This window comes from Polaromonas sp. P1_G1, from assembly GCF_056405595.1.
The window spans coordinates 71,393-91,817 of record NZ_JBFUBU010000013.1 but is presented as its reverse complement, the minus strand read 5'-3'; the positions used below and the strand labels follow the sequence as shown (position 1 = coordinate 91,817).

The 20,425-nt window shown below is 66.5% G+C and carries 21 protein-coding genes; 8 read left to right on the top strand and 13 right to left on the bottom strand.

The window, feature by feature from the left end; translation table 11 throughout:
• Window positions 1-239: 239 nt before the first annotated feature.
• From AC1D1Y_RS08755 to AC1D1Y_RS08715, 9 genes are all read right to left on the bottom strand, one after another.
• Window positions 240-3,329: an efflux RND transporter permease subunit gene (locus AC1D1Y_RS08755; protein WP_477681997.1), complete on the bottom strand. Its 3,090-nt coding sequence runs from the start codon at window positions 3,327-3,329 to the stop codon at window positions 240-242.
• Between the two features lie 87 nt (window positions 3,330-3,416).
• Window positions 3,417-4,940, bottom strand: a complete 1,524-nt coding sequence (locus AC1D1Y_RS08750) for an efflux RND transporter periplasmic adaptor subunit (RefSeq protein WP_477681996.1) — start codon at window positions 4,938-4,940, stop codon at window positions 3,417-3,419.
• Window positions 4,941-5,181: 241 nt separating this feature from the next.
• On the bottom strand, window positions 5,182-6,114 hold the full coding sequence (locus tag AC1D1Y_RS08745) for a ribokinase (RefSeq protein WP_477681995.1): 933 nt from the start codon (window positions 6,112-6,114) through the stop codon (window positions 5,182-5,184).
• On the bottom strand, window positions 6,115-7,413 hold the full coding sequence (locus AC1D1Y_RS08740; protein ID WP_477681994.1) for a TRAP transporter large permease: 1,299 nt from the start codon (window positions 7,411-7,413) through the stop codon (window positions 6,115-6,117).
• Entirely contained in the window at window positions 7,410-7,889 is a 480-nt protein-coding gene (locus AC1D1Y_RS08735; protein WP_477681993.1) for a TRAP transporter small permease, read from the bottom strand. The genes AC1D1Y_RS08740 and AC1D1Y_RS08735 overlap by 4 nt, the downstream gene beginning before the upstream one ends.
• A 27-nt stretch (window positions 7,890-7,916) precedes the next feature.
• A complete protein-coding gene (locus tag AC1D1Y_RS08730; RefSeq protein ID WP_477681992.1) occupies window positions 7,917-8,933 on the bottom strand; it encodes a sialic acid TRAP transporter substrate-binding protein SiaP in 1,017 nt (338 codons plus the stop codon).
• 84 nt (window positions 8,934-9,017) lie between these two features.
• Window positions 9,018-9,950 carry a dihydrodipicolinate synthase family protein gene (locus AC1D1Y_RS08725; protein WP_477681991.1) on the bottom strand — a complete coding sequence of 311 codons (933 nt, stop codon included), beginning with the start codon at window positions 9,948-9,950 and terminating at the stop codon, window positions 9,018-9,020.
• Window positions 9,947-10,654, bottom strand: a complete 708-nt coding sequence (locus AC1D1Y_RS08720; protein ID WP_477651519.1) for a GntR family transcriptional regulator — start codon at window positions 10,652-10,654, stop codon at window positions 9,947-9,949. Before AC1D1Y_RS08720 ends, AC1D1Y_RS08725 begins: the two co-directional genes overlap by 4 nt.
• A gap of 5 nt (window positions 10,655-10,659) precedes the next feature.
• Window positions 10,660-11,106, bottom strand: a complete 447-nt coding sequence (locus tag AC1D1Y_RS08715) for an RbsD/FucU family protein (RefSeq protein WP_477681990.1) — start codon at window positions 11,104-11,106, stop codon at window positions 10,660-10,662.
• Between the two features lie 133 nt (window positions 11,107-11,239).
• Here AC1D1Y_RS08715 and AC1D1Y_RS08710 point away from each other — a divergent pair, with 133 nt between their 5' ends.
• Genes AC1D1Y_RS08710 through AC1D1Y_RS08700 form a run of 3 tightly spaced genes read left to right on the top strand, consistent with a single transcriptional unit; the run spans window position 11,240 to window position 13,637 of the window.
• The gene (locus AC1D1Y_RS08710) at window positions 11,240-12,262 is read left to right on the top strand and encodes an aldo/keto reductase (protein ID WP_477681989.1); all 1,023 of its coding nucleotides are present in this window, start codon (window positions 11,240-11,242) and stop codon (window positions 12,260-12,262) included.
• Window positions 12,262-13,122 (top strand): amidohydrolase family protein, encoded by an 861-nt coding sequence (locus AC1D1Y_RS08705; RefSeq protein ID WP_477681999.1) that lies wholly within the window; start codon window positions 12,262-12,264, stop codon window positions 13,120-13,122. The genes AC1D1Y_RS08710 and AC1D1Y_RS08705 overlap by 1 nt, the downstream gene beginning before the upstream one ends.
• Window positions 13,122-13,637, top strand: a complete 516-nt coding sequence (locus AC1D1Y_RS08700) for a GNAT family N-acetyltransferase (protein ID WP_477681988.1) — start codon at window positions 13,122-13,124, stop codon at window positions 13,635-13,637. Before AC1D1Y_RS08705 ends, AC1D1Y_RS08700 begins: the two co-directional genes overlap by 1 nt.
• On the opposite strand, the gene AC1D1Y_RS08695 is transcribed toward AC1D1Y_RS08700, so the two are convergent.
• The 4 genes from AC1D1Y_RS08695 to AC1D1Y_RS08680 are packed head-to-tail and all read right to left on the bottom strand — an operon-like array spanning window position 13,634 to window position 16,405.
• Window positions 13,634-14,824: an MFS transporter gene (locus AC1D1Y_RS08695; RefSeq protein ID WP_477681987.1), complete on the bottom strand. Its 1,191-nt coding sequence runs from the start codon at window positions 14,822-14,824 to the stop codon at window positions 13,634-13,636. The genes AC1D1Y_RS08700 and AC1D1Y_RS08695 overlap by 4 nt on opposite strands.
• Window positions 14,825-14,845: 21 nt before the next feature.
• On the bottom strand, window positions 14,846-15,523 hold the full coding sequence (locus tag AC1D1Y_RS08690; RefSeq protein WP_477681998.1) for an aquaporin: 678 nt from the start codon (window positions 15,521-15,523) through the stop codon (window positions 14,846-14,848).
• A 35-nt stretch (window positions 15,524-15,558) separates the two neighbouring features.
• Entirely contained in the window at window positions 15,559-16,011 is a 453-nt protein-coding gene (locus AC1D1Y_RS08685) for an ArsI/CadI family heavy metal resistance metalloenzyme (protein ID WP_477681986.1), read from the bottom strand.
• 31 nt (window positions 16,012-16,042) lie between these two features.
• The gene (locus AC1D1Y_RS08680) at window positions 16,043-16,405 is read right to left on the bottom strand and encodes an ArsR/SmtB family transcription factor (protein WP_477681985.1); all 363 of its coding nucleotides are present in this window, start codon (window positions 16,403-16,405) and stop codon (window positions 16,043-16,045) included.
• 75 nt (window positions 16,406-16,480) lie between these two features.
• Here AC1D1Y_RS08680 and arsC point away from each other — a divergent pair, with 75 nt between their 5' ends.
• From arsC to AC1D1Y_RS08655, 5 genes are all read left to right on the top strand, one after another.
• The gene (gene arsC / locus AC1D1Y_RS08675; RefSeq protein WP_477681984.1) at window positions 16,481-16,915 is read left to right on the top strand and encodes an arsenate reductase (glutaredoxin); all 435 of its coding nucleotides are present in this window, start codon (window positions 16,481-16,483) and stop codon (window positions 16,913-16,915) included.
• A gap of 186 nt (window positions 16,916-17,101) precedes the next feature.
• Window positions 17,102-17,383, top strand: a complete 282-nt coding sequence (locus AC1D1Y_RS08670; protein ID WP_477681983.1) for a hypothetical protein — start codon at window positions 17,102-17,104, stop codon at window positions 17,381-17,383.
• Window positions 17,384-17,533: 150 nt separating this feature from the next.
• Entirely contained in the window at window positions 17,534-18,400 is an 867-nt protein-coding gene (locus AC1D1Y_RS08665; RefSeq protein WP_477681982.1) for a GNAT family N-acetyltransferase, read from the top strand.
• Window positions 18,400-19,263 carry a UDP-2,3-diacylglucosamine diphosphatase gene (locus AC1D1Y_RS08660; RefSeq protein ID WP_477681981.1) on the top strand — a complete coding sequence of 288 codons (864 nt, stop codon included), beginning with the start codon at window positions 18,400-18,402 and terminating at the stop codon, window positions 19,261-19,263. The genes AC1D1Y_RS08665 and AC1D1Y_RS08660 overlap by 1 nt, the downstream gene beginning before the upstream one ends.
• Window positions 19,260-20,387 (top strand): glycosyltransferase family 4 protein, encoded by a 1,128-nt coding sequence (locus AC1D1Y_RS08655; protein ID WP_477681980.1) that lies wholly within the window; start codon window positions 19,260-19,262, stop codon window positions 20,385-20,387. Before AC1D1Y_RS08660 ends, AC1D1Y_RS08655 begins: the two co-directional genes overlap by 4 nt.
• Window positions 20,388-20,425: the final 38 nt, after the last annotated feature.

Below are 20,425 nucleotides of genomic sequence, written 5' to 3'. Positions count from 1 at the left end.
GAGCGCAGAGACAAGCGGATCAGGGCTGGCGTTGTTTGAGCCGAAGGCGAGTTTAGCCAGACCCCGCTTGGCTCGAGCACCGCAGGTTGCCCGTAGCGAAGCGTAGGGACCCAGACTGCGGGTCGCCTTTCTTTTGCTTACTTTTCTTTGGCGAAGCAAAGAAAAGTGAGTCGCCGCCGGGCGACCCCGGCCAGCAAACCTCAGAAGAGACCGCCCGGCTGGAAAGCAAAAAGAGGCTTTCACGCAAGAACCTCCTTCTTGCGCCCAAATCTCCTACCCAATCGATCAAACCCAAGATAAATAACCGGCGTCGTAAACAGCGTAAGCATCTGGCTGACGATCAAGCCGCCAAAAATCGACAAGCCCAGCGGCTGCCGCAACTCAGCCCCCTCACCAAACCCCAGCATCAAGGGAACGGCAGCAAACAGCGCCGCCAGCGTGGTCATCAGGATGGGCCGGAATCGCAGCAGGGCCGCCTGATGGATGGCCTCTTGCGGAGACTTGCCTTCGTTGCGTTCGGCGTCGATGGCGAAGTCGATCATCATGATGGCGTTTTTCTTCACGATGCCTATCAACAAAATGATGCCGATGATGCCGATCACGCCGAGGTCTGAGCCGCTGATCATGAGCGCGAGCAGGGCGCCGACGCCGGCCGAGGGCAGGGTGGAGAGGATGGTCAGCGGGTGGATGTAGCTTTCGTACAGCACGCCCAGCACGATGTAGACGCAGATCACGGCGGCGAGGATCAGCCACAGCTGATTGGACAGCGAGGCCTGGTAGGCGCCGGCCGCGCCGAGGAAGTTCAGGGTCACGCTGCCGGGCAGGGCGATGTCTTTGGCGGCCTGGCGGATTTCGTCGACGGCACGGCCCAGCGACATGCCGGGCGCAGTGTCGAAGCCCAGCGTCGTGGCCGGGTACTGGGCAACGCGGGTTATCTGCAGCGGCGCGGGCTGCTCGCGGATGCTGGCAATGGCTGAGAGCGGCGTGGTGCTGCCGGAGCCGGTTTTCAGCTGCAGCGCGCCCAGCGACGCCGGCGTGGCGAGCGGGTCGGGCATGGCTTCGAGGATCACGCGGTACTGGTTGGTCTCGGTGAAGATGGTGGAGACGATGCGCTGGCCGAAGGCGCTGTAGAGCGCGTCGTCGATCGAGGACGTGGTGACCGACAGCCGCGAGGCGGTGTCGCGATCGACGTTGATATACGCCGATGCGCCGCTGGAGCCGGCGTCTGAGGCGACGTTGCGCACGCCGGGCAGCTGCCGCATGCGCTCGGCGAGCTTGTTGGCCCAGAGCACCACGGTGGCGTTGTCGGAGCCTTCGAGCGAGACGCGGAACTGTGTGGGGCCGGTCTCGGCGTCGATGGTCAAATCCTGCGTCGGCTGCAGGTAGAGCGTCACGCCGGCCACCTTGCCGACGCGCTCCTTGAGCCTGTCCATGGTCTCCTGCTGGCTTCCGCTGCGGCTGGATTTGAGGTTGATCAGCATGCGGCCGGTGTGCAGCATGGTGTTGTTGGCCGCGTCCACGCCGATGAAGGAGCTCAGCGTTTCGACGTCGGGGTCTTCGAGGATGGCCTTGGCGGCCGCCTGCTGCAGGCCGGCCATACGGGCGTAGGACACCGACTGTGCTGTTTCGATGCGGGCCTGCAACTGGCCGGTGTCCTGCGTCGGGAACAGGCCCTTGGGGATCAGCACATACAGCAGCACCGTGAGCAGCAGCGTGGCCAGCGCCACCAGCAGTGTGAGGCCCTGGCGCTTGAGAACCCAGGTCAGCCAGCGGTCGTAGTGGTGGATGACCTTGTCGAAAAAGCGCTGCATGGACTGGCCGAAGCGGCCGCCTTCGACCTCGCCTTCGGGGTGGCGCGTGAGCCACCTGGCCGACATCATGGGCACCAGCGTGAGCGACACCACGGCGGAGATCAGGATGGTGATAGCCAGCGTGACGGCGAATTCGCGGAACAGCCGGCCCACCACGTCGCCCATGAAGAGCAGCGGGATCAGCACGGCGATCAGCGACACCGTCAGCGAGATGATGGTGAAGCCTATCTGCGTTGCGCCCTTGAGCGCGGCGGCCATGGGCGCCTCGCCTTCCTCAATGTAGCGCGAGATGTTTTCGATCATCACGATGGCATCGTCGACCACGAAGCCGGTGGCAATCGTCAGCGCCATCAGGCTCAGGTTGTTCAGGCTGTAGCCCAGCAGGTACATCGCGCCGCAGGTGCCGATCAGCGAGATCGGCACGGCCAGGCTGGCGATCACGGTGGCGCGCAGGCTGTGCAGGAACGCAAAAATCACCAGCACCACCAGCAGCACGGCCAGCACCAGTTCGATCTCGACGTGCAGCACCGAAGCGCGTATGCCGGTGGTGCGGTCGCTCAGCACGTCGACCTTGAGCGCGGTGGGCAGGCCGGCCTGCAGCTCGGGCAGGCGCGCCTTGATGGCGTCCACCGTGGCGATCACGTTGGCGCCGGGCTGGCGCTGCACGTTGAGGATGATGGCCGGCTTCAGGCCAGACCAGGCGCCTAGCTTGATGTTCTCGGCGCTGTCGACGACCTGGGCCACGTCCGACACGCGGATGGCGCCGCCGTTGCGGTAGGCAATGATGAGGCGCTGGTAGTCGCTAGCTGCCACCAGCTGGTCGTTGGAGTTGATCGAATAGGAGCGCGTGGGGCCGTCAATGCTGCCCTTGGCGCCATTGGCATTGGCGGCGGTGATGGCGGTGCGCAGCGAATCCAGGCCCAGGCCGTAGGAGGCGAGGGCGCGCGTGTCGGCCTGTATGCGCACGGCGGGGCGCTGCCCGCCGCTCAGCGAAACCAGGCCCACGCCGTTGACCTGGCTGATCTTGAGGGCCAGGCGCGTGTTGACGATGTTCTGAACTTCGGTGAGCGGCAGCGTGTCGGAGGTGATGGCCAGCGTCAGCACCGGCGCGTCGGCCGGGTTGACCTTGGCATACACCGGGGGCGCGGGCAGGTCGGCGGGCAGCAGCGAGCCGCCGGCGTTGATGGCGGCCTGCACTTCCTGCTCGGCCACGTCCAGCGTGATGCCCAGGCCGAACTGCAGCGTGACGATGGACACGCCGGCCGCGCTGGTGGAGCTCAGGCGCTGCAAGCCGGACATCTGGCCGAACTGGCGCTCCAGGGGCGCGGTGACGGTCTGGGCCATGACCTCGGGGCTGGCGCCGGGATACAGCGTCTGCACCTGGATGGTCGGGTAGTCGACCTGGGGCAGGGCCGACAGCGGCAAAAACTTGAAGCCCACCAGGCCGGCCAGCACGATGGCCACCATCAGCAAAGAGGTGGCGACCGGGCGCAGGATAAAGGGACGTGAGGGGCTCATAAGATTACCTTCGTGCTGCGCACTGCGGTGCTATTCACCTTGGGGGCGGCCCGGCGGCTCATGCTTGGCAATCCTGGCGGCGAGCTGTCATTGCCGTTCGCCGCCCTGGCGTTTCTCCCTCATGCTGCGCCAGCGCTCCAGCGCGGCGGGGTCTCCGGCGTCCAGGGCCGCGAGGAAGCGCTGGCGGCGCTCCAGGGCCGCCGGGTCGTCCTTGACCTGGTCCAGCATGCGCTTGCGCTGCTCGGCGGTGGGGCCTTCGCTGGCGGTTGCTGCAGTTGCAGCCGGGGCGGAGGCGCCTGCCGCAGGTGCGGAAGCTGCCGGTGCGGAAGACCCGGCGCCCGGCGCGGAGGCCGCGCCGCGTTGGCGCTTGCCGCCGCCGGGGCCGCGCGCGCCACCCGCGGGCGCATCGCCGGGCAATACGATGGACGCGCCGTCCTTGAGGCGGTCGGCGCCTTCGGTGATGACGCGCTCGCCGGCTTCCAGGCCGGAGGCGATCACGACCTTGTCGACAGTGGCCTGGCCGCGCTTGACGGGGCGCAGCGACACGGTGCGTTCCTTCTCGTTCACCACATAGACATAGTCGCCGCTGCTGCCCATGCGCAGCGCCGTCACCGGCACCACGATGGCGTTGTCTATGGTGCGCACTTGCAGGCGCACGTTGACGAACTGGCTGGGATAGAGATTGAGCTGGCTGTTGTTGAAGCGGGCCTTGGCCTTCACGGTGCCGGTGGTGATGTCGACCTGGTTGTCCAGCGAGGCGAAGCTGCCGGTGTCCAGCGTGACGGCGCGCGTCCTGTCGAGCGCGGTGACCTGCATGGCGACGCCTTTGGCGGCGTTCTGCTGCAGTTCGCCGACCTGGTCCTGCGGGATCGCGAAGACCACGTCGATGGGCGTGATCTGGGTGATCAGGGCGATGCCGTTGGCGTCGCCGTTGCTCACCACGTTGCCGATGTCCACGGTGCGCAGGCCGACGCGGCCGCTCACCGGCGCGACCACGCGGGTGTAGCCGAGGTTGAGGCGGGCCGCGCCTTCGTTGGCCTTGTCGACGACGACCGTGCCTTCGAGCTGCTTGACCAGCGCGGCCTGGGTGTCGACCTCCTGGCGGGCGATGGAGTCCTGTTCCAGCAGGGTCTTGAAGCGCTGCAGCTGCACGCGCGCGCTGTCGAGCTGGGCTTCGTCGCGCTGGCGCTGGCCGCTGGCCTGCATCAGCGCCATTTCAAACTGGCGCGGGTCTATGGTCGCCAGCAGTTCGCCGGCCTTGACCATCTGGCCTTCCTTGAAGAGGACTTTTTCCATCACGCCCGTAACCTGCGGCCTGACCCTGACGGTGGCCTGCGGGGTGACGGTGCCCAGGGCGTCCAGGACGATGGGGATGTTGGCCCGCTCGGCGGTGGCCACACCGACCGTGGTGGCCGGCGCGCCGCGCCTGCCGCCCATAAAGCCGCCCGCGGCGGCGTCGGCGGAGGGGTGGGTCAGGTGCCAGGCCAGCCAGCCTATGCCGGCGAGGGCGACCAGGGCAATGATGCTGCCGATGATGGACGCGCGGCGGCTGATGCGTTTGCGGGCTGGGGTTTCGGCGCCGGGCTGCGGCGTTTCGGCTTTCGGGTCCATCGGCTGTCCTTGGGTGCCCGCCGCGCCCACCAGGAGAGGTGGAGGCAGCATTTTTTTGTGTTTGATGGGGTCTTGGCCGCTGTTGGTGCCAAGCCCTGGGGGCCTGTTCAAACAGCGCTCAGGAATTATCACTGCAAGCCCGTGGGCGCAGGTATACGGCCCGAAAGAGGCCGGTAAACGTACGGTAAAGCGGCGCCCGGCCTACACCGCGGCGGGCGTTACGCCGGGGCGGTTTTGCGGGCTACTGTTTTGATAGCGCCGCGACTTCGGCGTGGCGCGGGATGCCGTCGATAGCGCCGTGCCGCGTCACGGAGAGCGCCGCCGCCGTATTGGCCCATTGCATGGCGTCAGGCAGGGCTTCGCCGCGTGCCAGCGCGGCGGCGAGCGCGCCGGTGAAGGTGTCGCCCGCGCCTATGGTGTCGCGCACGGCCATGGGGCGGCCCGGTATCGAATGCGGCGCTTGCCCCGCCTGGTAGAGGCGGCAGCCGGCCGCGCCCAGCGTGACCAGCACGGCACGGGCGCCGCGGCTAAGCAGGCGCGCGGCGGCTTGGTCGGCCGAGCCGGCATGCGCCTCGCCGGCCAGCAAATAGAGTTCGCTCTCGTTGGGCGTCAGCACGTCCACCAGCGCGAGCAGCTCGTCGCTGAGCGGGCGCGCGGGCGCGGGATTGAGCAGGGTCAGGGCGCCGGCCGCGCGGGCCAGGCGAAAGGCTTGCAGCGTGGCCTCGGCCGGCACTTCGCAGGAGGCCATCACCACACGGCAGCCGGCCAGCAGCGCGGCCGCGGCCTGCGCGTGGCGCGCGCCCAGGCCGGTGCCGGCGCCGGGGTAGACGGCGATGCTGTTGTCGCCGTCCTCATAGACCAGGATTTGCGCGACGCCGCTGCGCTCGCCGGCGACCTGCTCGACGTGTTGGGTGGCGATACCCTCGGCCTGCCAGAGCTCCATGCCCATGCGGCCGAAGTCGTCGTCGCCGATGCGGGCGATCAGCGCCACGCGCGCGCCCTGGCGCGCGGCGGCCACCGCGGCATTGCTGCCCTTGCCGCCCGGGCTGATGCTGAAGGCGGAGRCCATCAGCGTCTCGCCGCGGGCGAGGGGTCGCGCCWCCTTGGAGATCAGGTCGGCGTTCCAGCTCGCGACGCAGACAACGTCGGCGGCTTCCGCGGCCTTGGTTGTCATTTACTTGGCTCCGTAGCCCATGGTCTGGGGTAGCCACAGAACAATTTGGGGGAAGCAGGTCATGGCCAGCAAGAGCAGCAGCAACATCACCAGGAAGGGCCAGCCTTCCTTCATCATTTCGCCGATGGGAATGCCGGTGAGCGCCTTGGTCACGAACAGCAGCATGCCGAAGGGCGGGTGGATCAGCCCGATCATCATGTTGAGCACCACCAGCACGCCGAAGTGCACCAGGTCCACGCCCAGCAGCTTGGCCGCGGGCAGCAGCATGGGCACAAAGACCAGCAGCAGCACCGAGACGTCGAGGAAACAGCCCAGCACCAGGAACATCACGTTCACCATCAGCAGAAAGCCGATCTGCGAAAAATGCATGCTGTCGACCCACAGGGCCATGGACTGCGGCACGCCTTCGGCGGTGAAGGCGTAGTTGAGCATGAAGGAGCCGGCCAGGATCATGGTGATCACGGCGCTGGCGCGCGTGGATTCCATCACCACGCCCCAGAAGCTGCGCCATGTCAGGGCCCGGAACACCAGGGCCGCGAGGATGAGCGCGTGCAGGGCGGCCACGGCGGCGGCCTCGGTCGGCGTGAAGATGCCCGAATAAATGCCGCCCAGCAGCACGATGGGCATGGACAGCGGCAGGGCGCCGCGGAAGATCAGGCCGGCCCACTCGGAACGCGGCACGGGCTCGTCGCGCGGCATGTTGCGCTTCTTGGCGATGATGGCGACCACGCCCATCATGAGCCCGGCCATCAAAAAGCCCGGCACCACGCCGCCCAGGAACAGCGCGCCCACCGAGGCGCCGGAAACCAGCGCGTAGATCACCATGGGGATCGAGGGCGGGATGATGGGGCCCAGCGTGGCGCTGGCCACCACCACGGCGCCGGCAAAGCCGCGTGTGTATTCGGGCTTCTTGAGCATCTGGCGAATCGTGACCAGCCCGGGGCCGGCCGCGTCGGCAATCGCGCTGCCGCTCATGCCCGAGAAGATCACGCTGACCAGGATGTCGACCTGCGCCAGCCCGCCGCGCATGCGGCCCACCAGGATGCGGCAGAAGTCGAAAATGCGCTCGCTGACCGTGCCCGCGTTCATGATGTTGGCGGCGAACACGAACAGCGGCACGGCCAGCAGCACGTAGCTGTTGTAGAGGCCGTTGCCGATCTGCTCGGCCACCAGGCCCACGTCCTGGCCCTTGGCCACAAGGTAGCCTATGCCGGCCGCGATCATCGAAAACCCGATGGGCATGCGCAGCAGCATGCCGCCCGCCAGCACCCCAACCAATACCCAGATACTGTGTGTCATATGCGCAATTCCGCCTCAAGACCCTTGCCGCGGATCGCGTTCCAGATCGCCCAGGCCGAGCGCAGCGCCAGGGCGGCGAGCAGCAGCACAAAAGGCATGAAGACCCACTGGAAGGACATGCCCAGCACGGGCGTTCCCTCGCGGGCCATGAAATGCACGTAGTCCCAGCAGCCCGGGATGCCCCAGGCCGCCAGGCCTCCGACCAGCAGGTTGCCGACGATGGCCATGGCCTGGCGCGCGCGGTAAGGCACGCTGTTCCAGACCAGGTCGAACACCACGTGCTCACGTTCGGGCACGACCACGGCGGCGGCCCACAGGATGACCCAGACATAGAGAATCACCGCGGCTTCATCGGTCCAGGCCAGAGGCTTGCTGAAGAAAAAGCGCGCCGTGATCTGGATCACGAAGACGATGAACAGGGTCAGGAAGAGTCCGCCGCCAATCACATTGGCGGCTTTCTGGGGCCAGCTTTTCATGGGAAGTTGTGGTGCTTGCCGCGGGATTTACTTGGTCGCGTTGATGCGCTCGAGCAGGCCCTTGGGCCAGACCTTGGCGTAATCGGAGTTCAGGTAGGTCGCCTGCACGGTCTTGCGGAAGGCGTCCACGTCGGGTGTGGTGACCTGCAGGCCTTCCTTCTTGAAGAAGTCGACCAGCTGGCCTTCTTCCTTGATGCGGTTTTCATTGTTGAAGGCGGCCGCRGCATGCGCCGCGGCCGTGACCTTGGTCTTTTGCGCCGGGCTCATGGTGTTCCAGGCCTTGTTGGAGATCGCGATGAAGATGCCRTCCACSAGGTGGCTGGTCATGACGATCTGTTTGGTCACCTCGTAGAACTTGGCGGCACGCACCGAAGGCAGGGGGTTGTCCTGGCCGTCGATGGTGCCGGTCTTCAGGCCCAGGTAGACCTCGCCGAAAGCCAGCGGCGTGGGCGTGGCGCCCMGCGCCTCGCCGAGGAACAGCCACTCCTTGGAGCCGGGCATGCGCAGCTTCACGCCCTTGAGGTCGGCCGGCACCTTGACGTTGCGGGCCTCGCGCAGGTTGACCTGGCGCGTGCCGAGGTAGACGGTGGACAGCGGGGTGACGTCCATCTTCTCCGCCACGGTCTTGAACATCTCGGTGCCTATGGGGCCGGAAAACACCTTCTGTTGGTGGTCGGGGTCGCGCACGATATAGCCGGCGGTGAAGATCGAGAACTCGGGCACCAGCTTGGCGATGTCGAAGGCCGAGATGGAGGAGAGTTCGAGGTTGCCGCGCGCCATGGCGGCGGGTTCGGTGCCCTGCTTGAACAGTGAGGCGTTCAGGTTGATCTGCACATCGAATTCGCCGGGCGCGCTTTTTTCAAGATTGTCCTTGAAGACCGTCCACATCTTGGCATGCCAGTCGTCGGGTACCGCGGGCGTTGAAACGCGCAGCACCATCTTGTTCTGGGCCTGGGCGGCGGGCAGCAGCGCGCCCATCAGCAAGGTGGCGGAGGCGGCGGCCAGCAGGCTGCGGCGAAGGGTGGACGAGAGGGAAGTCTTCATGGTTGTCTCCATTTTTTAGTCAAATCGTATGGGGGTTTCAGGCCCCGGGTCGGCATTCAGCGCTTATCCGGCACTTACGGGCGCTCATTCGGATTTTGTATCAATCCCGAAAGCGGTGACTTTTTTCTCCAGCGCCTGGTATTCGGGGCCGGTCAGGGCCACCAGCGGCGCGCGCACGCGCAGCCAGCCGGGATCGCCGCTTAACGTGGCCATGATGCCTTTGAGCGCGGGCATCGCCGAATAGCCGTTTATCAGGTCCATGAGCTTGCTCACGCGTTCGCGTTCGGCGGGCGTCGACGGCGCTTCGGGCTCGGTCACCAGGCGTTTGACGAGGCGCGGAATGAAGTTGCCGAGGCCGCTGATGGCGCCGGTGCTGCCGCGCCTGCCCATCTCGGGCAGGTCGAGTTCAAAACCGACGTAGACCGTCATGTCCTTCATGAAGGCATTGGCCAGGCCAACCGAGCGTTCGGTGTCACAGCCGCTGTCCTTGATGCCGACGATGGTGTCGGGGTACTGCTTTTTGAGCGTGGCGATCACATGGTGCGACAGCGCAACGCCGGTGACCTGGGGGATGTGGTACAGGTAGAGCTTGAAGGGCGTGCCGGCCATGCCGTCGATGACGTAGCGGTAGCTGTCAATGATGCCCTGGTCCGACACGCCCTTGAAGAAAAACGGAGGCAGCATCAGGCAGCCGTGCACGCCGGCTTTCACGGCGTGGCGCGTGAGCTCCAGCGTTTCGGGCAGGGCGGCGCAACTGGTGGAGACCATGATCTGCGCGGCGGGGATGCCGTTCTTGATGAGTTGGTCAATGGCCTCTTTGCGTTCGGCCATTGAGAACGAGGGGCCTTCGCCCGTTGTGCCGAAGGCCGTCACGCCGGGGCAGCCGCTGGCGATCAGCGACTTGCAGTGGGCGGCGAACTTGGCGTGGTCTATGTCCAGGCCGGCCGTGAGCGGCGTCAGCAGGGCGGGCCAGATACCGCGAAACGATTTTTCGGCGGCGGGAAAGGAACTCGTCATTCAGGGATCTCCAGAGACCACGGTATTTCGGACCGCGGCAGGCCGAGCACGCGGCGGTGCGCGCTCTCGATGTGATGGCCCAGGCGGTCGACCACGGCTTGTGCGTCGCGCCGCTTGAGGGCATCGATGAACCAGAGGTGCTCTTCCATCGCGGGAATCAGCACCTCCGGGGAAAGGGAGGAGGCTTCGAGCTTGATCAGGCGCACCCGAAGGCTGTTGATGCGATAGACCTCGGAGATCAGCTCGTTGCCCAGCGTGTCGATCATGAGGTCGTGCAGGCCCCAGTCCACCGTGGTGGCATCTTCGAGCAGCGCGTCGTCGATGGCTTTTTTGCGCGCGCGCCTCACGATGTTGAGGTGGGCTTGTTCGATGGCGGCCAGGTCGGTGTCGGACACCGTGGTGACGAAGCGGCTGGCGGCTTCGCGCTCCAGCAGGCCGCGCAAATGGAAAGCGTTGTTGATCAGCTTGAGGTCCACATGGGCCACCTGCAGGCCACGCTGCGGCACGGTCTTGACCAGGCCCTCGGCCTCCAGCCGCGGGATCAGTTCGCGCACCGCGCCCAGCGGCATGCCCAGCAGCTGCATCAGCTCGCGCTGCGAGACAAATTGCCCGGGGCGAATGTTGGCGTCGACGATCTGCCGCTGGAAGCTTGCATAGGCCTGCGCGCGCAGGCTGACGGGAGCGGAAGGGGAGGCCGTGCTCACGGGCTTCAGGCGTGGTCGCAGGAGATGACGCCCTTGCGCAGCAGGATGTTGCCGTACTTGCGCTGCTCGCCGGTCTGCAGGATCAGGAAGGCCGCCTGCGCGTGTTCATAAAACGCGAAACGCTCCAGCGACACCGCGGGGCGCTCGCCGGCCTGGTGCAGCACGGTGGCGAATTCGGCGACCGGCGCGGGAACCGCGGAGGCGTCGCCCACCACCTGCATGGTCCAGGCGGCATCGGGCACAAAATCGTCGAGCGGCAGCAGCCGCAGCACGGCGGCCAGCGCCTGCGGCGCGGTTGCGCCCGCCAGTTGCACCAGCCGGGCGCCGCTTTTGCGGGCCACCTGGGCGGCCGGAAAGTTAGCATCCACAATGGCCACGTCATCGCCATGGCCCATGCTGGCCAGGGCGTGCAGGGCGTCGGGCGTGAGCAGGGACGGGATGTTTTTAAGCATGGAAGGCGGAAGTAGTGGCAGCCGGGAAACCTTGGTTTTTGCAAAACATCGGGATTTCCCGCTGTTGATGACTGACATGTTAGTCATAACATGGCTAAACTTTTATCAGGACTAACCCTGAAAGAACAAAAATATGACGACGACCGTGGACATGGCCCCTGTTTTTGCCGCCTGTGAAGAAAGCGGCCTGCGGCTGGGCCTGGGCGGTGCACCCCTGGGCAACCTGTTTGCCGCCGTCAGCGACGCCGAGGCCCGGGCGGTGGTGGATGCCGCCTGGGCCGACGGCTGCCGGACCTTTGACACCGCCCCGCATTACGGCCACGGCCTGTCGGAGCGGCGCCTGGGCGACGCGCTGCGCGGCCACCCGCGGGACAGCTATGTGCTATCGAGCAAGGTCGGCCGGCTGCTGCGGCCCGATGCAAATGCGGCGCGCGCCCAGCACGGCTATGTGGACATCCTGCCCTTCAACCAAGCCTGGGATTTCAGCGCGGCCGGCACCCGCCGCAGCGTGGAGGACAGCCTGCAGCGCCTGGGCCTGCCGCGGCTGGACGTGGTCTATGTGCATGACCCGGATGTGGCCTCGCACGGCGAGCGCGCGCCCGCCGTGCTGCGGCAATTGCTCGATGAAACCCTGCCCGCGCTGCGCGAGATGAAGCACCAGGGACTGATACGCGCCATCGGCCTGGGCACCAACGACGTGGACGTGGTGCTGCAGGTGCTGCGCGAAGCCGGGCTGGACGTGCTGATGCTGGCCGGGCGCTACAGCCTGCTGGACCACAGCGCGCTGCCGGCGCTGCTGCCGCAGTGCGCGGCGCGCGGCGTGCGCATCGCGCTGGGCGGCGTGTTCAATTCGGGCATTCTGGCAACCGGCGTGCGTGGCGGCACGGCCAGCTTCAATTACGCGCCGGCCGCCCGCGAGTGGCTGGAGCGCACGGCCCGCATCGAGTCGGTGTGCGCGGCGCACGGCGTGCCGCTGCGCGCGGCGGCGCTGCAGTTTCCGCTGGCCCACCAGGCCGTCGACATCGTGATGCTGGGCGCGCGCAAGGTCGCCGAATGGGCCGACGCGGTGGCGATGATGCAGCACATAATTCCAGCGGCCTTCTGGGCGGATTTGCGCGCCCAGGGCCTTTTGCCAGCGGATGCACCCACACCATGATGAAAATTGACGCGCACTTTCACTGCTGGGAACTGGCGCGCGGCGACTACGGCTGGCTCACGCCGGCCCTGGCGCCCATCTACCGCGACGTGGCCGTGGCCGACTGGCAGGCGCAGTCGCGGCCGCACGGTGTGCGCGGCGGCGTGCTGGTGCAGGCGGCGCCCACCGAGGCGGAAACGCAGTTCCTGCTGGCCCAGGCCGACGCCAACCCGGCCGTGCTGGGCGTGGTCGGCTGGGTGGATTTCCTGGCGCCCGACGCGCCGGCCCGCATAGAGGCGCTGGCGCGGCACCCGCGCCTCAAGGGCTTGCGGCCCATGCTGCAGGACATCGCCGATCCCGAATGGATATTGCAGCCCGCGGCCGCCCCGGCCCTGCGCGCCATGGCCGGCTGCGGCCTGGTCTTCGATGCGCTGGTCAAGTCCGTGCACCTGCCGCACATCCTGACCCTGGCCGGCCGCCACCCCGAACTGCGCATGGTGATAGACCACGGCGCCAAGCCCGACATCGCGGCGGGCGAGTGGCAGCCCTGGGCCGACGCCCTCGCGCGCATCGCCACGGAGACCCAGGCCATGTGCAAGCTCTCCGGCCTGCTGACCGAAGCCGGCCCAGGCCCGGCGCCGGGCGAGGTGAGGCGCTGGTGCGAACATGTGCTGCAAAGCTTCGGCACTGATCGTGTCGTCTGGGGCAGCGACTGGCCGGTGCTGGAACTGGCCGCGCCCTACGCGCTGTGGTGGCTGGCCTCGCGGCAACTGCTGGAAGGCCTGGACGAGCAGGCCCAGGCGGCGGTGATGGGCGGCAATGCAGCAAGGCTTTATGGGCTTCACCTGCCTCAAAGAGCCGGTGTCCCTAAAATCACCTGATGACCGAACTCGCTTCTCCATCCTCCTCGTCTTCCCTGAACGTCTGCCGCGCCGACTACGCCAACCCGGATCACGCGCGCGCCTTGGTGCAACTGCTGGACAGCTACGCGCAAGACCCGGCCGGCGGCGGCAAGCCGCTCAGCGACTTCGCTAAAACCCATCTCGTCAAGGAGCTCGCCGCGCGCCCGCAGGCTTTCAGCGTGCTCGCGTTCGACGGCGACAAAGCCGTGGGACTGGTCAACTGCATCGAAGGCTTTTCGACCTTCGCCTGCCGCCCGCTGGTCAATATCCACGACGTGGCCGTGTTGCCCGGCCATCGCGGCCAGCGCATAGGTGAAAAAATGCTGGCGCTGGTCGATGAAATCTCACGCGAGCGCGGCGCTTGCAAGCTGACGCTGGAAGTGCTGCAGGGCAATGCGGGCGCGGTCAAGCTGTACGAGCGCGTGGGTTTTGCCGGCTACCAGCTGGACCCGGCCATGGGGCAGGCTCGGTTCTTTCAGAAATGGCTGGACTAAGGCCTGGCCGAAGCAAGGTCATGCAGCAGCATCAAGGCCGCAAACGCCACCAGCCCCAACGCCGCTGAAAACCACAGCGCACCCGCGCCGAAAGAATCAATCGCCAGTCCGAACAGCCAGGGCGCCGTCGCCTGCGCAAAGCGCGCCGGCACCATCAAGAGGCCCTGGCGCGCGCCGTAGTCGCGTACACCGAACAGCACCAGCGGCAGCGTGCCCTTGGCAATCGTCAGCACGCCGTTGCCGGCGCCGTGCAGCAAGGTGAAGACCGCCCCGGCCGGCACGCCGAAAAACAGGAAGGCCATCGCGCCCAGCGTGTGCAGGCTCCCGGCCACGCGCGCCGAGACCAGCGGGTGGATGTTGCGCAGCAAACCGTATTCGAGCAACCGGCCGGCCACCTGGGCGGGGCCGACCAGGCCGGCGAACACCAGCGCCGTGGCCAGCGGCACGCCGTGGGCCTGTAGCAGGCGCGGCAAATGCGAGGCCATGGCGGTGCTGATAAACCAGGTCACGGCGAACACCAGCGCGAGCAGCACGGCGGTGCGGGTGGCGCTGTGTGATGGCGTGGAGGCGGCAGCGTCAGGCGGGGCTGTATCCGCATGGGTTTCGGCGGGCGCCGGCGCGACAGGCGAAGTTGGCAGGCGCCAGTTGAGCGGCAGGCCCAGCAGCACATGCAGCGCCGCCCAGGCCAGGCAGGTGGCGCGCCAGCCCCATTCAAGCTCCAGCCAGGCCGACAGCGGCCAGCCCACGGTGCTGGCAAAACCGGCGAACAAGGTGATGCCGGTGATGGCGCCGCGTGCGTCCTTGCCGTACAGGTGCACCAGCGCGGCAAAACCCGCTTCATAGAGGCCGGCGGCCATGGCCACGCCCAGGATCACCCAGCCGGCAAACAGGCCCACCGGCCCCTGCGCCAGCGCAAGCATCACCAGGCCGGCGGCAAACACGAGGCTGTTGGCGGCCAGCACCGGCCGGCCGCCGTTTCGGTCTATGGCCTTGCCCGCGGCCGGCCCGAGCAGCGCGGACACCACCAGCGCGGCCGAAAAAGCGGCAAACACCGTGGGCGTGCTGACGCCCAGGTCGCGCGCCATGGGCACGGCGAGGATGGCGGGCAGGTAGTAGCTGGAGGCCCAGGCCAGCGTCTGGGCAATGCCCAGCTGGGCGATGGTGGCGGTGCGGCTTGAAACGGTCACGGTCGCAAGCGTAGCAAAGCTTTAGCCCTTGTCGCTCGCGGCCTGCGGCCCGCCCAAGGCGCGGTGCAGCGCCACGCCCGCGAGTGCGCCCACAGCTTGTGCCGCCACAAAGCCCGCCGCGCTGGCCGGCGCGATACCGGCAAAGCTGTCCGACAGCATGCGGCCCAGCACGGCCGCCGGATTGGCGAAGGAGGTGCTGGCGGTGAACCAGTAGGCCGCGCCAATGTAGCAGGCGACCATGGCCGGGGCCTTGGCCGCGGGCGCGCGCAGCACGACAAGGATCAGCCCGGCGGTCGCGACGGCCTCGGCCAGCCACTGGCCGCTTCCGCTGCGGATCTTGTGGCTGAACTGCAGCAGGCTCAGGTCAAACATCGCGTGGGCCAGCCAGGCGCCGGCCACCGCGCCCAGCAACTGGCTGGCGATGAAAAGCAGGGTTCTTCGCGTGCGCTTGCCGGAGGCCTTGGTTTGAGACCCGAGAACCAGGGTCACCAGCGGATTGAAGTGCGCGCCGCTGACCGGGCCCAGCAGTTCGATCAGGACATACAGCGCGAACGCCGTGGCCAGCGTGTTGGCCAGCAGGGCCACACCCATATTGCCGGCGGAGAGGCGCTCGGCCATGATGCCCGAGCCTATGACGGCGCAGAGCAGGGCGGCTGTGCCCACGAACTCCGCGAGCGCCTGGCGCGCCAGCGGTGGCACGCCAGGGCTTGCGTCGCGGCTGGTCGTGGCGGGGTTCAACAGCACGCCGGGGCCGCGCGCGATGCCTTGCCGTCCGCCGCGGCGCAGCAGGCCGAGGCGTTTGCGGGCTTCGCCTCGCTGAACACCGGGATGCTGCCCAGCGTGTGGAACTGTTCCCAGGCGATGCCTTGCGGGTCTGTGAGCCAGTATTTGTCGCTGCGGGCGTAGCAGCAGGTCGTGGAGCCTTCGTCRAGCAGGGTCATGTCGGCGCGGGTCGCATTGGCCTTCAGGGCTTCCAGCTCTTCGACCTGGTCGACCTGTATGCCCAGGTGGTCGACGCCGGGCGCGTCACCGCGCGTGGAGATGGCGAAGTTGACCGGCGGGTCGCTCAGCATCCATTTGGCGTAGTCGGCTTCGGTGCGCGCGGGCTGCTGGTCGAACATGGCTGAATAAAAGGCGATGTTTTTTTCGAGGTCTTTGACATGGACGTGGACATGGAAGCGTTTCATGGGGCTCTCCTGGGGTGGTGGTGAGGGGGGATTAGCAGGTGGCGCAACCGGCCTTGGGATCGACTTCGCAGGCGCCGCCTTCGCAGCAGTGCTCGGTCAGATAGCCCAGCAAGGCGTTCATCTGGCTGAAATTCGCGCGGTAGATCAGGTTGCGGCCGCGCGCCTCGCTGCCGGCCAGGCCTGCGTTGGAGAGTTCCTTGAGGTGGAAAGACAGCGCGCTGGGCGCGATGCCCAGTTGTTCGGCGATGGCGCCCGGTGTCAGTCCCTCGGGGCCGGCGACCACCAGGGCGCGAAAAGCGCGCAGGCGCTGGGCCTGGGCCAGGGCGGCCAGTGCCTTGACGGCGGCGCCTTCATCGAGGGTGGTAGCTGGCAGAGTTTGCATTAAAGATTCCATAGTTCAAATATAATTGAATTATTGAATTGATGCAAACTACGCCCTTCAAATCGCCTTCACCAGGAGCTAAAACGCATGCCATCCGCCCCCCAGGTCACGATCTTCCACAACCCTCAATGCGGCACCTCGCGCAATGTGCTGGCGCTGATACGCAACACCGGCATAGAGCCGGAGGTTATTGAATACCTCAAGACACCGCCCACGCGCGAAAAGCTGCGGGAACTGATTGCGCAGATGGGCGTGCCGGTCCGTGATGTGGTGCGGCAAAAAGAGGCCGTCTACCAGGAACTCGGCCTGGACGGGCAGGGTGATGACACACTGCTGGATGCCATGCTGGCCCACCCCGTCCTGATCAACCGGCCCATCGTGGTGACGCCGCTGGCCACACGCCTGTGCCGTCCTTCGGAAGCCGTGCTCGACATCCTGCCGCTGCCGCAGCGCGGCGCCTTCAGCAAGGAAGACGGCGAGCAGGTCATCAATGAGCGCGGAGAGCGCATCACGCGGGCTTAGTCCCGCCCGGCATTGCCCTGACCAAGCGCGCAGACCCCGCGCGCTGTTGTTCCCCCTACGGATTTCCCTTCCGTTTCCTTCCCGGCCTGTGGCTTTCCAGCCACTTCTCCAGGCCTGCCGCGGCGTGTCACACAACTGCCATTGAACTGACACGAACGCGTCACCCCCCGCTCCCAGAATCTCGTCATGACCAGCATGACTGAGCACCCGATGGGACTCCACTCACAGACACATGACAGGCAGGACGCCGGCGCGGCCCGCGGCCTGGGCGCCGGCATCCAGGATTTGAACAAGCAGTGCCTGCGCATCCTGCGCTGCACGGCCAAGGCCCTGGCCAACAGTCCCGGCGGCCTGCGCTTCAAGGCCGGCACCCGGCCTTGGCTGGAAGGTTTGTCGAACGCGCGGCCGGCGCTGATGGCCGGGCTGGGGCGGCGCGGCAAGGCGGTTTCGCTGGCCGCTGCTGATTGAGTGTCGAAGCCCCTTGATGGGGCTTTTTTACAGGCGGAAAAAAACCGCGGGTCCGAATGAGTAAGTGAGTTAGTGAGTTAGTGAGTGAGTGAGCTTGCTGAAGCTGGTCAAAACCGAAGTTGTCGAGACACAGGAAACAAGGAGTTAGCCATGAAAGAACTGCCCAATCCCACCTTTGCATTGTCGCCAGTCGCAATGCCACGGGGGTCACTTCATCAAAGCGGTCATGCTGTCGGTCCAGCCGTTGTTCAAAGGGCTCCCGTGGGGAAAATCTCGGTCAGCTGGGCCCGGCACCAGGACGAGGTCCGGCAGGCGCAACGCCTGAGGTACCAGGTCTTCGCGCTCGAGATGGGCGCCACGCTGTCCAAGACGCTGCCCGGCCACGACGTGGACCTGTTTGACGACTACTGCGAACACCTGCTGGTGCGCGACGCCGACAGCCAGGAAGTCATAGGCACCTACCGCGTGCTCACGCCCACCCAGGCCAAGCGCGTGGGCAGCACCTACAGCGACACCGAATTCGACCTGACGCGGCTGCGCGCGCTGCGCGAGCGCATGGTCGAGCTGGGCCGCAGCTGCGTGCATGCCGACCACCGCCACGGCGGCGTCATCCTGGCGCTGTGGGGCGCGCTGGCCGAATTCATGTCGCGCAACCAGCTGGACACCATGATCGGCTGCGCCAGCATCCCCATGCAGCACAACGGCGTGTCCAACGGCCACGCGGCCGCCAGCATCTGGCGCCAGGTGCGCGAGACGCACCTGGCCGCCATCGAGTACCGCGTCACGCCGCGCCTGGCCCTGCCCGTGGAAAAGCTCGACGACACGCTGGACGTGGAGCCGCCCGCGCTGATCAAGGGCTATTTGCGCCTGGGCGCCAAGGTGCTGGGCGCGCCGGCCTGGGACCCTGATTTCAACTCGGCCGATCTGCCCATGATGATGCGCATCGCGGACCTGCCGCCGCGCTACCTCAAGCATTTCTCCGGCAAACCGGTGCCGGGCAACGCCACGGAGGCCTGATGCGAAGCATGTTTGACGCCATGGGGGCGCTGGGCAACGGATTCGGCGGGGGCGGTGACGACCACGACGATGACGACTCGCTGCGCAAGCGCTACCGCACCATCTTCATCTCCGACATCCACCTGGGCACGCCCGGTTGCCAGGCGGCGGCCCTGCTGGATTTCCTGAAGGCCCACCCCAGTGACAACCTCTACCTGGTGGGCGACATCGTGGACGGCTGGCAGCTGCGCCGCCGCTGGTACTGGCCGCAGTCGCACAACGACGTGGTGCAAAAGCTGCTGCGCCGCGCCCGCAAGGGCTGCCGCATCATCTACGTGCCCGGCAACCACGATGAGTTTGCGCGTGAATTTATCGGCAACCAGTTCGGCGGCATCGAGGTCATCGATGAAGCCGTGCACACCACCGCCGACGGACGCCAGTTGTGGATCATCCACGGCGACTACTTCGACGCGGTGGTGCAGTGCGCCAAGTGGCTCGCCTACGTGGGCGACAACCTTTATGAATTCACGCTCAAACTCAACCGCCACCTGAACAGCCTGCGCGGCCGCATGGGGCTGCCCTACTGGTCGCTGTCGGCCTACCTGAAACAAAAGGTCAAGAGCGCGCTCAATTACGTCACCGACTTCGAGGTGGCGGTCGCCAACGAGGCGCGCCGGCGCGGCCACCAGGGCGTGGTCTGCGGCCACATTCACCGTGCCGAGATGCGTGACATCAACGGCGTGCTGTACTGCAACGACGGTGACTGGGTGGAAAGCCGCACCGCGCTGGTCGAAAATTTCGACGGCACGCTGGAGCTGGTGCACTGGGCACCGGCCCACGAGACCCAGGGCCGCGGCCACGCAGCTTCCACGGTGGTCGCATGAGGATCGCCCTGGTCACCGACGCCTGGCAGCCGCAGGTCAACGGCGTCGTCACCACGCTGGTGGAACTGGTGCGCGAGCTCGCGGAGCTGGGCCACCAGGTGGAGGTGATACACCCGAATCTCTTCAAGACACGGCCTTGCCCGGGTTATGCCGGCATAGACCTGGCGGTGCGCCCCAAGCGGGGGCTGACCGAAAAGCTGGACGCCTTCCAGCCCGAAGCCATCCATATCGCCACCGAGGGCCCGCTGGGCTGGGCGGCGCGCGGCTACTGCCTCAAGCGCGGCCTGCGTTTCACCACGGCCTTCCACACCAAATTCCCCGAGATCCTGCATGCGGCGCTCAAAATCCCGCTGTCCTGGGGTTATGCGCTGTTCCGCCATTTCCACAGACCTTCGTCGGGCGTGATGGTGCCCACCCAGGGCGTGCTGCGCATGCTGGAAGAACGCGGCTTCAAGAACCTGCGCGGCTGGACGCACGGCGTGGACACCGAACTCTTCAGCTTCGAGCCGCAGCCGCGCCTGCACCCGCCCATGGGAACCTTGCTGCGCCCGGTGTCGCTGTTTGTGGGCCGGGTGTCCTACGAAAAAAACATCGAATCTTTCCTCAAGCTGGACATTCCGGGCACCAAGGTGGTGTGCGGCGTCGGCCCGCTCGAAGAGTCGCTCAAGCAGCGCTATCCCCAGGTCCGCTGGATGGGTGTGCTGGCCCGCGACGAACTGGCCAAGGTCTATGCTGCGGCCGACGTCTTTGTGTTCCCCAGCCGTTCGGAAACCTTTGGCCTGGTGATGCTGGAAGCCATGGCCGCCGGCACGCCGGTGGCGGCTTATCCGGTCGACGGCCCGCTGGAAGTGCTGGGAAAAGCCGACGGAAGCTGTCACGGCGGTGTCATGAACGAAGATTTGCAACAGGCTTGTTACGGTGCGCTGGCCGTACCGCGCCACGAGGCGCGCCAGCGCGCATTGGACTTCAGCTGGGGCCATGCGGCGCAATTGTTCGAGTCTTTCCTGGTAATTGCGGGCAAAAACAGCGCTCAGCTCAACCCCGACACCAGCAAGGGCAGTACTTGCCAGCCTTTTCAGGCCGGTGCACCATCAGTCAAAAGTACTGTCACGCCACTGTCATGAAAGAAGTCAACACTGTGACTTACGTTTAATGACATGTA